The organism is Flavobacterium sp., from assembly GCF_017985075.1.
Lineage (GTDB): Bacteria > Bacteroidota > Bacteroidia > Flavobacteriales > Flavobacteriaceae > Flavobacterium.
In genome coordinates this window covers 25,469-39,135 of the sequence record NZ_JAGNYF010000005.1, presented here as the reverse complement: position 1 = coordinate 39,135, position 13,667 = coordinate 25,469, and the positions used below count along the sequence as shown (strand labels likewise).

Here is a 13,667-nt window from a genome sequence, read left to right as displayed (position 1 = left end):
TTTTTATTCATATTATTATCGTAATATTGCAATATATAAATATGAAACAATGGGAATTACAAAATCTGAATCCTTTACAACAGAACAAAACGAAATTGCTAATTTGTTAAAGGCTATGGCAAACCCAGCCAGAGTAGCTATTATTCAGTATTTACTAAAAGTAGATACCTGTATTTGTGGCGATATTGTTAATGAACTCCCATTGGCACAACCTACCATTTCTCAGCATTTGAAAGAATTGAAAAATGCCAATATCATTAAAGGTACCATTGAAGGAAAATCAATTTGTTATTGTTTGAATAAAGACGTATTTGAATCTATTGGACGTTATTTTATGGGAATGTACATTAAGTTAGATGCCAAATGTTGTTAAATTAAATTGCGAAAAATATGTTTGAAAATCTATCAAAATCTATTGAAATTAGTAAAAACATTTCCGTTTCAGAAGAGCGAAAAGCAGTATTGAAACCCTTAGCGGATTACATTCAAAATAAAGTCAATCTTCAAGAAGATATTCGTTTGAATTTTATTTGCACACACAATTCTCGAAGAAGTCATTTGTCGCAAATTTGGGCACAAACTATGGCGTTTCATTTCAATATAAAAAATGTATTTTGCTATTCTGGTGGAACAGAAGCTACAGCTATGTTTCCAAAAGTAGCTGAAACCTTAATAAATCAAGGATTTCAAATTCAGCAAGTAAGCCAAGAACAAAATCCGGTGTATGCTGTAAAATTCGATGAAAATCAATACCCTATTATTTGTTTTTCAAAAACGTATTTCGATGAATTTAATCCGAAAACCAATTTCTCAGCTATTATGACTTGCAGCAATGCCGATGAAGGTTGTCCAATGGTTTTTGGTGCAGAGGCCAGATTTCCAATTAAATACGACGACCCAAAAGCTTTCGATGGCACCGAATTAATGAACGAAAAATATGCAGAACGTAGCTTGCAAATTGCTTCGGAAATGTATTTTGTGTTTTCTCAAATAAACTAAATCAAAATGAAAAAAAGATTAGGATTTTTAGACCGATTTTTAACACTTTGGATATTTTTAGCGATGCTTCTTGGCGTTTCTATTGGTTATTTTATACCAAATTCAGCTGATTTTATCAACTCGTTTTCTTCGGGAACTACGAATATTCCTTTGGCTATTGGATTAATTTTAATGATGTACCCGCCATTAACCAAAATTGATTTTTCGAAAGTGCCACAAATGTTTGAAAAACCAAAATTACTAACCGCCTCGTTTCTTATTACTTGGATAGTAGGTCCGTTTTTAATGTTTTTGTTGGCAACTTTTTTCTTAAAAGATTACCCAGAATATATGACGGGTTTAATTATTATTGGTTTAGCACCCTGTATCGCTATGGTAATCGTATGGAATGAATTAGCCGAGGGCAATCGTGAATTAACCGCTGGTTTAATTGGTATTAATAGTTTGCTGCAAGTGTTTTTCTTTAGTTTGTATGCCTATTTTTATCTTGAGATTATGTTGCCGTTGTTTGGTATTAAAGGTTTGCAATTAAATATAACCATTGTAGAAATTGCACAAACCGTCGGAATTTATTTGGGCATTCCTTTTGGGTTAGCGCTTGTTAGTAGGTATGCCATAAAAAAATACATTGGCGAAACCTTCTTCAATCAAAAATTCATCCCTTTTGTATCTCCAATAACGTTAATTGCGTTACTTTTTACAATTGTAGTTATGTTTAGTTTGAAAGGCGAAATGATTGTAGATTTGCCTCTGGACGTGCTTAGAATAGCCATCCCGTTAGTTATTTTCTTTGCGATTATGTTTTTCTTGATGTTTTTTGTGTCTAAAAAAATTGGTGCCAATTACCGTGATGCGGTGGCATTATCTTTTACGGCTTCGGGAAATAATTTTGAGTTGGCGATTGCCGTTTCTATCGGTGTTTTTGGTATCAATAGCGGACAAGCTTTTGCAGGTGTCATAGGTCCGTTAGTAGAAGTACCCGCTTTAATTATTTTAGTGAATGTAGCTTTTTGGTTGCGAAAACGGTTTTTCACAAAGTGATTCAGATTTAATTGTATTTATTTTAGTTTTGTTCGGTAGTTGTTCGGTATTCCTTCGGTAAAACCCCTATTTTACCGAAGCCCTTCCGAACAACTACCGAAGGAATACCGAACAAAACTCCTAAAACACATATGTTTTTTTGTAAATATGCGAAATATTATTTCTTATATTTCTCTAACCCAAATATATTAAATCATTTTCAAACTTCTTTGTAGAATGATTTCTACAAAATGGGTTTGGGGTGAAGGGTAAAAGGTAAAAGGTAAAAGGTATAGGGTTATTCAAACAACTTGAAACAAAAAAAAGCGACCATAAAGTCGCTTTTTAAAATCTATTTTTTGAGAATTACTTTTTCCCTAAGTTTTTCATTTCTTTTTCTAACATATCGTAAAACTGGTCAATTTTTGGCATTATAATAATGCGTGTTCTACGGTTTTTAGCTTTATTTTCAGCTGTATTGTTGGCTACTAATGGGACATAAGAGCTTCTTCCTGCTGGTATTAATTGTTTTGGGTTTACACCTAAATCATTTTGTAAAACACGTACAATAGCTGTTGAGCGTTTTACAGATAAATCCCAATTGTCTAATAAAACGGCACTTTTATAAGGTACATTATCCGTGTGGCCTTCTACCATACATTCAAAATCAGGCTTGCTGTTAATTACTTTTGCTACTTTGGCCAATACGTTTTTAGCTTTAGCATTCACTTCAAAGCTTCCAGATTTAAATAATAAATTGTCTGCTATAGAAATCATTACCACACCTTTCTCAACATTAATATTAATGTCTGGATCATCCATTCCAACTTCACGTTTTAAACTTGTAACTAACGATAAGGTTACACTGTCTTTTTTAGTTAAAGCATCTTGTAAACGGGTAATTTTTAAATCTTTTTCTTTCAAACTCTCTAAAGATTTTTCCAAATTTTCAGCACCTTTTGCAGATAAAACACTCATTTCTTTTGAAAACGATAGTAAATCAGAATTATTTTTCTTTAAATAATCCATTTGTGTCGTTAAATTATTGTTTTCTGAGTTTAGTTTTTCTTTCTCACTTAAACAATCATTTAATTTTACTGTTGCTGTGTTAAGTAAATCTTGAGTCGCTTTTTCCTTAGCTTCAAGCATAGCAAATTTCTTTTTCGACACACACGAAGTAAGTGCAAAAGGAAGAATAGCCGCTAAAATTAATATTTTTTTCATTGAAATATATTTTTTACAAAGTTAAATAGAAAAAATCATACCAAAGTAGGTTGAGCCGTAAAATTTATGTTTTTTTTAGCATTATTGATAAGACAAACGTCTAAAGTCAAATGTCTAAAGTCTATTTTCTGTATTCTAAATTCTATTAAAAGTATTCTTTTTCTGAACAAAGTAGTTCCATACTATAGATTTTGTGTAATAATAATCTGTTTTTTGACTGTTGTTTCTTTTCTTTAGATTTCGTCCAATTAGATGATAAAAATAAAAATGGGCTTTTAAAATGGCAAAAGTATGTGTTACTTTTCCTTGAAATAAAAATTGAATACCTGCTAAGCCATCTAAACACATACGGATAAAAATGATTGGAACCAGTTTTTCTTTTGGAAGATTTTTAGTTAACATCAATAATGAATTTCTAAAATTCAAAAATGTTTTCATTGGATTGGCTTCGTTTAAAGTTGCACCACCCACGTGATACACTACAGATGTAGGACAGTATTTTATTGTATGTCCTACATTATTGGCACGCCAACACAAATCAATTTCTTCTTGATGTGCAAAAAAATCACCATCAAATCCTTGTAAACTTCTAAACACCTCTTTTCTGATAAAAAAACAAGCGCCTGTTGCCCAAAAAATTTCAGTTTCGGTGTCATATTGACCCAAATCTTCTTCTAAAGTATCAAAAATTCGACCTCTACAAAACGGAAACCCATATTTATCTATAAATCCACCAGCTGCACCGGCATATTCAAAGTGTGTCTTCTTTTTATAATCTAATAATTTGGGTTGAATTATGGCAGAGTTTGGTTCGTTATCAAAAATAGCTTCTATAGGTTGCAGCCAATTTTCACTAACTTCAATATCCGAATTTACTAAAGCATAATAAGGTTCTTCTACACGTTTTAGTGCTTCGTTATATCCTTTTGCAAATCCGTAATTTCCGGTATTTTCAATAATTTTTATAGTTGGAAATTCGTTTTTCAACACGTCAATAGAAGTATCTGTAGACGCATTATCCGCCACATAAATAGTAGCATCCCCAGAAAACTGAAGTACAGAAGGCAAAAATTGCTGCAATAATTTGGATCCATTCCAATTTAAGATAACTACGGCTGTTTTAGTCAATGTCAATATCAATTACAATATTAAAAATCAATTTTAATATCAAGTTTAAATTTTTCAACACGGATTTAAGAAATCATGAAAATTAATAAAATTTGTTCAATCTGTGTTCCTGTTTTTCAATGTCAATAACAAAATGCTATGCTTTACTATTCAAAGCGAAGCTTCTTTTTTTTTAAAATTAAAAACTATGTGTCTATGTGTTTGAAAAAATCTGCTAAATCTGTGTTCCTATTTAATGTATAATGGCAACGCTTTTAAAAAAGTATATTTTTCGTTTTCAAAATCCATTTGACAAAAATAATGATTTAATCCATTCGTTACCATTAAATATGTGGCTTTCAGAGTAAAATTATATCTCGCAATTTGGTCGAATGTGTTTTGAGATATCATTACATCAGGTTGTTTGCACTCAACCACCAAGAAAATACTACCATCCGAATTGAAAATAACAATATCATATCGTTTGCTCATACCGTTAATTTTTACTTGTTTTTCAACGTTTATCAGCGATTTTGGATACTTGCATTCTTGTATTAAATACTGAATAGTATGTTGCCTAACCCATTCTTCTGGAGTTAGCACCACAAATTTTTTTCTAATTTCATCAAAAATAGCAACTTTATTTTCACTATTTTTGAAACGAAAAGAATACGATGGAAAATTCAACTTTTGCATCTTGCGAATGTATAATCAAATCCACGAATAAACAAATTATCAAAACAACATATTTTGACTGAAGTAATAAAAATAGTTAACGATATTAAATCTAAAAATTACAAACCCATTTATTTTTTATGTGGGGAAGAAACCTATTATATAGATAGGATTTCAGATTTAATTGAAAAATCGGTACTTACTGAAGACGAAAAATCCTTTAATCAAGTGGTTTTGTATGGTAGAGATACCACTGTTGAAGAAATTGTGTCAACAGCAAAACGCTTTCCTATGATGTCAGATTATCAGGTGGTGATTGTGAAAGAAGCGCAAAATTTATCTAAAACATTTGATAAATTCGAGTCGTATGCCTTGAATCCGCAACTTACTACTATTTTGGTTTTTGCTTACAGAGACAAACCAGATGGAAGAAAAAAAATATTTAAAACCATAAAAGATAAAGGCGTTTGGTTTGAGAGTAAAAAATTATATGACAATCAAGTTCCAGATTGGATTGTTAAAGTGCTAAAAGGTCAGAATTACGGAATTGAACCTAAAGCAGCCGCTATGTTAGCCGAATTTTTAGGAACAGATTTAGCTAAAATTAATAACGAATTGGAAAAGCTGAAAATTGTTTTTCCTGAAGGTCATATTTTTACACCAAAAAACATTGAAGAAAACATTGGGTTTAGTAAAGACTATAATGTGTTTGAACTAAAATCGGCTTTAGCTACGAGAAATCAGCAAAAAGCCTACACAATCATTCATAATTTTGCGGCTAATCCAAAAGACAATCCAATAGTTGTTGTAAGCGGTCAAATGTTTACTTTTTTTGCTCAATTGTTGCAATATCACGGATTAAAAGATAAATCAAAATTCAATGCCGCAAAAGCATTGGGCGTCAATCCATTTTTTATGGATGAATATGCTACAGCAAGTAAAAATTATCCGATGCGAAAAGTGAGTCAAATTATTGAAATCATTCGTGATATGGATGTAAAAAGCAAAGGTGTAGGTTCTGGTTCGATGAAAGAAGCCGATATGTTGAAGGAGTTAGTATATAAAATTTTCAACTAATTAAATAAAGAAGTATAGTTACTAAAAATTATAAAAAATTACGATATTTGCAACCCAAAAGGGATTAAAAAACTATAAAAATGAATAAAAATACAGTTTTAGCTTGGGCTACAGGTATTATGATTATTATGGGTGTAATAATAATCAGTTTAGCAATCTACAGGTATGATGATGTAGCAGGTTGGGGCTTCGGAGCGGTAGGAATTGGTTTTTTTGCTAACGCTTGGGTGTTCAATGCTTTAAAAGGAAGAATGTAAAAACTTTCAGTAAATAACAAATTCCAACCAACAAACAACAAACAACAAACAACAAACAAAAAAAATATGTCAGACGATAAGAAAGTAATTTTCTCAATGCAAAAATTGAGTAAAAGTTATCCAGGTGCAGATAAACAAGTATTAAAAAACATCTATTTAAGTTTCTTTTACGGAGCTAAGATTGGTATTTTAGGACTTAATGGTTCTGGAAAATCTTCTTTATTAAAAATTATTGCAGGAATTGATAAAAATTATCAAGGCGATGTAGTTTTTCAACCCGGTTATACGGTTGGATATTTAGAACAAGAACCACTTTTAGATGAGACAAAAACGGTGATTGACATCGTTCGTGAAGGTGCTGCAGAAACGTTTGAATTATTAGCAGAATTTAATAAAATTAATGACGATTTTGGTTTGCCTGAAGTCTATGAGAATCCTGAAAAAATGGAAAAACTTATGGATCGTCAAGCGGAATTACAAGACAAAATTGATGCTTGTGGTGCGTGGGAAATCGATACTAAGTTAGAAATTGCAATGGATGCGCTTCGTACTCCAGACCCTGAAACACCTATTAATGTGTTGTCTGGTGGAGAAAAACGTCGTGTGGCTTTATGTCGTTTGTTATTGCAACAACCGGATGTTTTGTTATTAGATGAGCCAACCAACCACTTAGATGCCGAATCTGTACTTTGGTTAGAACAACATTTAGCACAATATTCAGGAACCGTAATTGCTGTAACACACGATAGATATTTCTTAGATAATGTTGCGGGTTGGATTTTAGAGTTAGATAGAGGTGAAGGTATTCCGTGGAAAGGAAATTACTCATCTTGGTTAGAGCAAAAATCGAACCGAATGGCTCAAGAAGAAAAAGTAGCTTCTAAAAGAAGAAAAAATTTAGAACGCGAATTAGATTGGGTGCGTCAAGGCGCAAAAGGCCGTCAAACCAAGCAGAAAGCACGTTTACAGAATTACGATAAATTATTAAACGAAGATCAAAAAGAATTAGACGAGAAATTAGAAATCTACATTCCGAATGGACCTCGTTTAGGAACCAATGTAATTGAAGCTAAAAATGTTGCGAAAGCATTTGGTGATAAATTATTATACGACGATTTAAATTTTGTATTGCCACAAGCGGGTATTGTTGGAATTATCGGTCCTAATGGAGCAGGTAAATCTACCATTTTCAAAATGATTATGGGCGAACAAAAAGCAGATGCTGGAACTTTTGATATCGGTGAAACAGTAAAAATTGCTTATGTGGATCAATCGCATTCTAATATTGATGTGAATAAAACGCTTTGGGAAAACTTTTGTGATGGACAAGAATTAATTATGATGGGTGGCCGTCAAGTTAACTCACGTGCGTATTTATCTCGTTTTAATTTTGGTGGAAGTGATCAAAATAAAAAAGTAGCTACTTTATCGGGTGGAGAAAGAAACCGTCTGCATTTAGCTATGACATTAAAAGAAGAAGGAAACGTATTGCTTTTAGATGAGCCAACAAATGATTTAGATGTAAACACGCTTCGTGCCTTAGAAGAAGGTTTAGAAAATTTTGCAGGTTGTGCCGTAATTATTTCACACGACAGATGGTTTTTAGACCGTGTTTGTACACATATTTTAGCTTTTGAAGGCGATTCGCAAGTATATTGTTTTGAAGGAAGTTTCTCGGAATACGAAGAAAACAAACGCAAACGATTAGGTAAAGATGTTACACCAACTCGAATTAAATACAAGAAATTGATTCGATAATTTTATTATAAAGTAAAAGGGCTGTTTCAATGAAACAGCCCTTTTTTATTTAATAATAAACGAAATTCTTTAAACCTATAATCTTATATCTATATTCTATAATCTATTTTCTATTATCTTTTCTCAATCCACTTTCTGGCATTCACAAAGGCTTCTAACCAAGGAGAAACATCATCTTTTTGATTTCTGTCTGGATAATTTGCCCAATTCCAAGGGAACGTAGAACGCTCAATATGTGGCATCATAACCAAATGTCTTCCAGTTGTGTCGCATAGCATCGCCGTATTATAATCCGAACCGTTTGGATTGGCTGGATACCCTTCGTAGCCATATTTTGCAACAATATTATACGCATTTTCAGGCATTGGTAAATTGAATTTTCCTTCACCGTGCGAAATCCAAACCCCTAAAGTGGCACCTTCTAATGAAGAAAGCATCACCGAGTTGTTTTTCTGAATTTTTACAGAAGTAAAGCCACTTTCGTGTTTGTTAGAATCGTTGTGTTTCATTTTTCCGTGCACCTCGTGTTCTGGATTAATCAGTTCTAATTCCATCATTAATTGGCACCCGTTACAGATTCCAACAGAAAGTGTATCTTCTCTTTTGAAGAAGTTTTTTAAAGCAGTGTTTGCTTTTTCATTGTATAAAAAGGCACCTGCCCAACCTTTAGCTGAACCCAACACATCTGAATTAGAAAAACCTCCTACAGCACCAATAAATTGTATGTTTTCTAAGGTTTCACGTCCCGAAATTAAATCGGTCATATGAACGTCTTTTACATCAAATCCTGCTAAGAACATCGCATTTGCCATTTCTCGTTCGGAGTTACTTCCTTTTTCACGAATAATTGCTGCTTTTGGTCTTGTGCCAGTAGGAATTACAGGTAGTTTACCATCAAATTGCGATGGGAACGAAAATTGCAATGCTTGTTTGTCAAAATTTTCAAAGCGTTCGTTGGCTTTTCCGTTCTTCGTTTGTTTTTGATCTAATAAATAAGATGTTTCAAACCAAGTTTTTCTGGTTTCTGTTATCGAGAAAGTAAATGAATCATTAAAATTAGTAATAGAAACCACATCGCCTTCAGTTACGGAACCAATTTTATATATCGTAATACCGTTAGTTTTAAATGTATCTTCAACTTCAGTACCAGCTTGAAAAACCACTCCAATATTTTCATTGAACAAGGTTTTAACGGCATCGTTTTCACCTAATACGGTTAAATCATATGTTGCACCTAAACCTACTTCTGCAAAGGACATTTCTAATAAAGTCGTAATCAAACCACCACTTCCAATATCGTGTCCGGCATTAATTTTTCTGTCTTTAATTAACTCTTGTAAGGTGTTGAATGCTTTTTTGAAAAACGCAGCATCTTTTATAGTTGGCGTTTCATTTCCAACTTTATTTTGCGTTTGATAAAATGAAGAACCTCCTAATTTATAAGTATCTTGTGATAAATTGATGTAGTAAATATTTCCACCATTTCGTTGTAAAACAGGTTCCACTACTTTAGTGATATTCGAACAATTTCCAGCTGCCGAAATAATAACCGTTCCCGGTGCAATTACTTCGTCATTTGGATATTTTTGTTTCATCGACAAGGAATCTTTTCCTGTTGGAATATTGATTCCTAATTCAATAGCAAAATCCGAACATCCTTTTACTGCTTGATACAAACGGGCATCTTCGCCTTCGTTTTTACACGCCCACATCCAGTTTGCCGATAAAGAAACTGAAGCCAAACCATCTTTTAATGGTGCCCAAACTAAATTTGAAAGCGATTCTGCAATGGCATTTCTACTTCCTGCTACCGGATCAATTAAAGCTGAAATAGGAGCGTGACCAATAGAAGTGGCAATTCCTTCTTTTCCTTTATAATCTAAAGCCATTACACCTACATTATTTAAAGGTAATTGTAACGGACCTGCACATTGTTGTTTGGCTACTTTTCCACCTACACAACGGTCTACTTTATTGGTTAACCAATCTTTACAAGCTACGGCTTCTAATCGTAGTACCTGATTTAAATAGGTTGGAATTTCACTTATATTATATTCTGAATTACTATAATTTCTTGTAATTGTTTTGTCGTTCATTATGGTTTTTGGCGAACTTCCAAAGAAGTCTTCCAAGGCATAATCCATTGGTTTTAAACCTGTCGATTTGGATTCAAAAGTAAATCGATGGTCGTTGGTTACATCACCCACTTCATACATTGGCGAGCGTTCTCTATCGGCAATGCGTTGTAAGGTTTCTATGTCTTTTTGCCCAATAACTAATCCCATTCTTTCTTGCGATTCGTTTCCGATAATTTCTTTTGCAGAAAGGGTAGGGTCGCCCACAGGTAATTTATCTAAATCGATTAAACCTCCTGTTTCTTCTACCAATTCCGATAAACAATTTAAATGTCCACCGGCACCGTGGTCGTGAATAGAAACAATCGGGTTATTATCGCTTTCCACCAATCCACGAATGGCATTGGCGGCACGTTTTTGCATTTCTGGATTAGAACGTTGGATAGCATTTAGTTCAATTCCTGAACCAAAAGCACCTGTATCTGCGGAAGAAACGGCAGCACCACCCATTCCAATTCTATAATTTTCACCACCCAGAATGACAATTTTATCACCTGCAGTTGGTTTCTTTTTTATCGCTTGGTCTAATTTTCCATATCCAATTCCACCTGCTTGCATAATTACTTTATCGTAACCTAATTTGCGCGCTGCTTCTTCGTGTTCAAAAGTTAAAATAGAACCTGTAATTAACGGTTGTCCAAATTTATTTCCAAAATCGGATGCTCCGTTTGAGGCTTTAATTAAAATATCCATCGGCGTTTGGTACAACCAAGGGCGAGCTGCCATATCGTTTTCCCAAGGACGATTTTCTGCTAAACGAGAATACGACGTCATATATACCGCTGTTCCCGCTAAAGGCAACGAACCTTGTCCACCAGCTAAACGGTCACGAATTTCTCCTCCCGAACCTGTTGCCGCGCCATTAAAAGGCTCAACAGTTGTAGGAAAATTATGTGTTTCTGCTTTTAATGAAAGTACCGAATCAAATTCTTTTTCTTCGTAAAAGTCTGGTTTGTCAGCACTTTTTGGCGCAAACTGTGTTACTTTTGGACCTTTAACAAAAGCCACGTTATCTTTATATGCCGAAACGATTTCGTTTGGATTGGTTTCAGATGTTTTTCTAATTAATTTGAATAACGATGTTGGTTGTTCTTCACCATCTACAATAAAAGTTCCGTTGAAAATTTTATGACGGCAGTGTTCTGAATTGGCTTGTGAGAAGGCAAAAATTTCAGAATCGGTTAATTTTCTATTTAGTTTAGTAGCTAAATTATTCAAATAATCGACTTCTTCAGCGCTCAACGCCAAACCTTCTGTTTTGTTGTACGATGCAATATCGTCAATTTCTAAAATAGGTTCAGGTTGAATATGTATTGTGTAAATTTCTTGATTTAATTCTGTATATTTTTGAAACAACATCGGATCAAAATCTTGAAAATCAGCCGCTACTTTCTGGAATTCTTCAATTCTGATAATTCCTGAAATACCCATATTTTGAGTAATTTCAACAGCATTAGTACTCCAAGGTGTAATCATTGCTGCCCGAGGACCAACAAAATTTTCTACTATGCTCTTTTGGTTAATTTGTTGTGTTTCACCAAATAACCAGTTAAGTTTTTGGATGTTTTCGGTAGAAATTTCAGATTGAGACTGAACTGCAAAAACGGTATTGCTTTGGTTTCCAAAGAAAAAAATCATAAAGTTGAGTTGCTTGAACTGAATGTAATTTCAGTTGTGTTAGTTGTTTCTGATTGCAAAGTTAAACTTTCTTCTTAAAGTATAAAAAAAAAGAGTGGTAAAAACCACTCAAAATTTTAAAATTAAGGTAAATATTCATAGGCACCTATGTCGGAAGGATTTGTCCGGGTTGTTCCAAGGATATCTAACGGAAATGAATACGTAAAATTGGCATTATTTCTGCAAATAGAATTTTCATTAATTCGGAAATCATTTAGGCTTGTATTCTTAAACTCAGGTTTGTTTGCTGTTGAATTGATTGCGAAAATACATCCTACATATTTTGAAGTATTTGTAGAAAATTGGTATAACGGATTCGCACTAATTTGGTTGTTATAATCAACAAATTTAATCAAGCAATTATCAAATTTATAGTTGAATACGGTTCCTGTTTTTTCTAAGGCGATACCATAATTACTGGAACCATAGAATATACAATTTTTAAAATTGGCTTGTGTTAATGAAGTTTGAACCGTGCTGCTTATATTTTCATTGGTTAACACCAAACTTGTTTGACTTGGAGAATTCCAATAATTGGCAAACGTACAATGCGTAAAGTCGTAACTTCCACCATAAGTGCACGCTAAACTGGCTTGACCACAATTATTAATCACTACATTTTTACCTGAGATATTTCCAGTTCTGGCTAAAATTCCCACATTGGCACAATTGTAAATTTGTACATTCATCATATCAATAGTTGGAGTAGTGGTTCCATCATTATTTGAAACCAACATACCAACAGTTGCGTTTTTAATGGTTAAATTTTTTATAACATTTTGATTGCTACCTCCCATAAATATTACTGCTAACCATTGTCCAGGTACTTCGCTATAATTTGGTTCTAAACGATCGCCTTCAAAAATTACTTCATTTTCTAAATCGTCGGTTGTAGATACATTTCCATTCACTTGTAAATGCGCATTTGCTGCTACAATTAAACCTGAATTAGCGTGAAAGTGTACCTTTGCTCCAGGATCAATAACAAGTGTTTTTGTTTCAGGAATTTTAGCAAAACCGTATATTACATAGGGTTTTGTGTTTGTCCAATGCAACTCGTTTCCGTTTGTGGCATCTGTTTCACTTAAATTGGTACCAGTAATGTTTTCGGGTGCTGTATTTGTTCCTAAATTAATTTGTTCGTAGGTATAATTATTTGGACTACCCGTTCTTTCAGGATAAATAAAAACAGCATCTTGAATCAACGTAACCAATTCTACTTTTTGATAATTATTCGTTTCGCCAAACTCAATTCTATCGGTATATAAAAAATCGGTTGGATTTGCATTAGCAATATTTGAGGTAATTTCTATAAATACAAACAAGCTGTCTTTGGCTAAAAGTTCTACATTTTCAAACTCTTTTCCAGGTATTCCATCCACCATTAATCGGTAATTGGAACTTTGCCCTTTTCCCAATCGTACTTTTGGAATAGAAATATTTTTATTGCTATTGTTGTACACTTTTAGCGTATAGGTGCTTGAACCAATATTTGTAAAAACGGTATCTAAATACACGGTTTCTTTGGAAAAAGTTAAGGTACCAATACTCGATTCAAAATCAAGCTCGTTTCTGCACGATGTGAAACAAAAAGTAGCAATTATTCCAAGAAAAAGTAGTAACTGACGCATATATTTTATTATTTTATGAAATGAATTCGCTGCAAATTTTAATATTGATTTGAGGTAATTCGTGGTAACTTGATTTAAAACGAAAAAATGTTCGTTTTGTTATATTT

11 protein-coding genes are annotated in these 13,667 nt (G+C 33.2%); 6 read left to right on the top strand and 5 right to left on the bottom strand.

What is annotated here, in order from left to right; all coding sequences use genetic code 11:
* Positions 1 to 49 precede the first annotated feature (49 nt).
* Genes KA468_RS02270 through arsB form a run of 3 tightly spaced genes read left to right on the top strand, consistent with a single transcriptional unit; the run spans position 50 to position 2,040 of the window.
* A complete protein-coding gene (locus KA468_RS02270; protein ID WP_291241326.1) occupies positions 50 to 373 on the top strand; it encodes a metalloregulator ArsR/SmtB family transcription factor in 324 nt (107 codons plus the stop codon).
* Positions 374 to 390: 17 nt separating this feature from the next.
* Positions 391 to 999: a protein-tyrosine-phosphatase gene (locus tag KA468_RS02265; protein ID WP_291241325.1), complete on the top strand. Its 609-nt coding sequence runs from the start codon at positions 391 to 393 to the stop codon at positions 997 to 999.
* A 6-nt stretch (positions 1,000 to 1,005) separates the two neighbouring features.
* The gene (gene arsB, locus KA468_RS02260; RefSeq protein ID WP_291241324.1) at positions 1,006 to 2,040 is read left to right on the top strand and encodes an ACR3 family arsenite efflux transporter; all 1,035 of its coding nucleotides are present in this window, start codon (positions 1,006 to 1,008) and stop codon (positions 2,038 to 2,040) included.
* A gap of 345 nt (positions 2,041 to 2,385) precedes the next feature.
* Here arsB and KA468_RS02255 read toward each other — a convergent pair whose 3' ends face one another.
* The 3 genes from KA468_RS02255 to KA468_RS02245 all read right to left on the bottom strand — a co-directional run bounded on the left by KA468_RS02255 (position 2,386) and on the right by KA468_RS02245 (position 5,046).
* Complete coding sequence (locus KA468_RS02255) at positions 2,386 to 3,243, bottom strand: OmpA family protein (RefSeq protein ID WP_291241323.1); 858 nt, start codon at positions 3,241 to 3,243, stop codon at positions 2,386 to 2,388.
* Positions 3,244 to 3,378: 135 nt separating this feature from the next.
* Positions 3,379 to 4,371 carry a glycosyltransferase family 2 protein gene (locus tag KA468_RS02250; RefSeq protein ID WP_291241322.1) on the bottom strand — a complete coding sequence of 331 codons (993 nt, stop codon included), beginning with the start codon at positions 4,369 to 4,371 and terminating at the stop codon, positions 3,379 to 3,381.
* 228 nt (positions 4,372 to 4,599) lie between these two features.
* Complete coding sequence (locus KA468_RS02245; RefSeq protein WP_291241321.1) at positions 4,600 to 5,046, bottom strand: type I restriction enzyme HsdR N-terminal domain-containing protein; 447 nt, start codon at positions 5,044 to 5,046, stop codon at positions 4,600 to 4,602.
* Between the two features lie 54 nt (positions 5,047 to 5,100).
* Here KA468_RS02245 and holA point away from each other — a divergent pair, with 54 nt between their 5' ends.
* From holA to ettA, 3 genes are all read left to right on the top strand, one after another.
* Positions 5,101 to 6,102: a DNA polymerase III subunit delta gene (gene holA / locus KA468_RS02240; protein WP_291241320.1), complete on the top strand. Its 1,002-nt coding sequence runs from the start codon at positions 5,101 to 5,103 to the stop codon at positions 6,100 to 6,102.
* A gap of 74 nt (positions 6,103 to 6,176) precedes the next feature.
* Positions 6,177 to 6,359: a CAL67264 family membrane protein gene (locus tag KA468_RS02235; protein ID WP_291241358.1), complete on the top strand. Its 183-nt coding sequence runs from the start codon at positions 6,177 to 6,179 to the stop codon at positions 6,357 to 6,359.
* Between the two features lie 66 nt (positions 6,360 to 6,425).
* Positions 6,426 to 8,117 (top strand): energy-dependent translational throttle protein EttA, encoded by a 1,692-nt coding sequence (gene ettA, locus KA468_RS02230; protein ID WP_291241319.1) that lies wholly within the window; start codon positions 6,426 to 6,428, stop codon positions 8,115 to 8,117.
* Positions 8,118 to 8,230: 113 nt separating this feature from the next.
* Here ettA and purL read toward each other — a convergent pair whose 3' ends face one another.
* Positions 8,231 to 11,890, bottom strand: coding sequence for a phosphoribosylformylglycinamidine synthase (purL, locus tag KA468_RS02225; protein ID WP_291241318.1), 3,660 nt, complete (start codon positions 11,888 to 11,890; stop codon positions 8,231 to 8,233).
* Between the two features lie 122 nt (positions 11,891 to 12,012).
* Positions 12,013 to 13,560, bottom strand: coding sequence for a hypothetical protein (locus tag KA468_RS02220; protein WP_291241317.1), 1,548 nt, complete (start codon positions 13,558 to 13,560; stop codon positions 12,013 to 12,015).
* Positions 13,561 to 13,667: the final 107 nt, after the last annotated feature.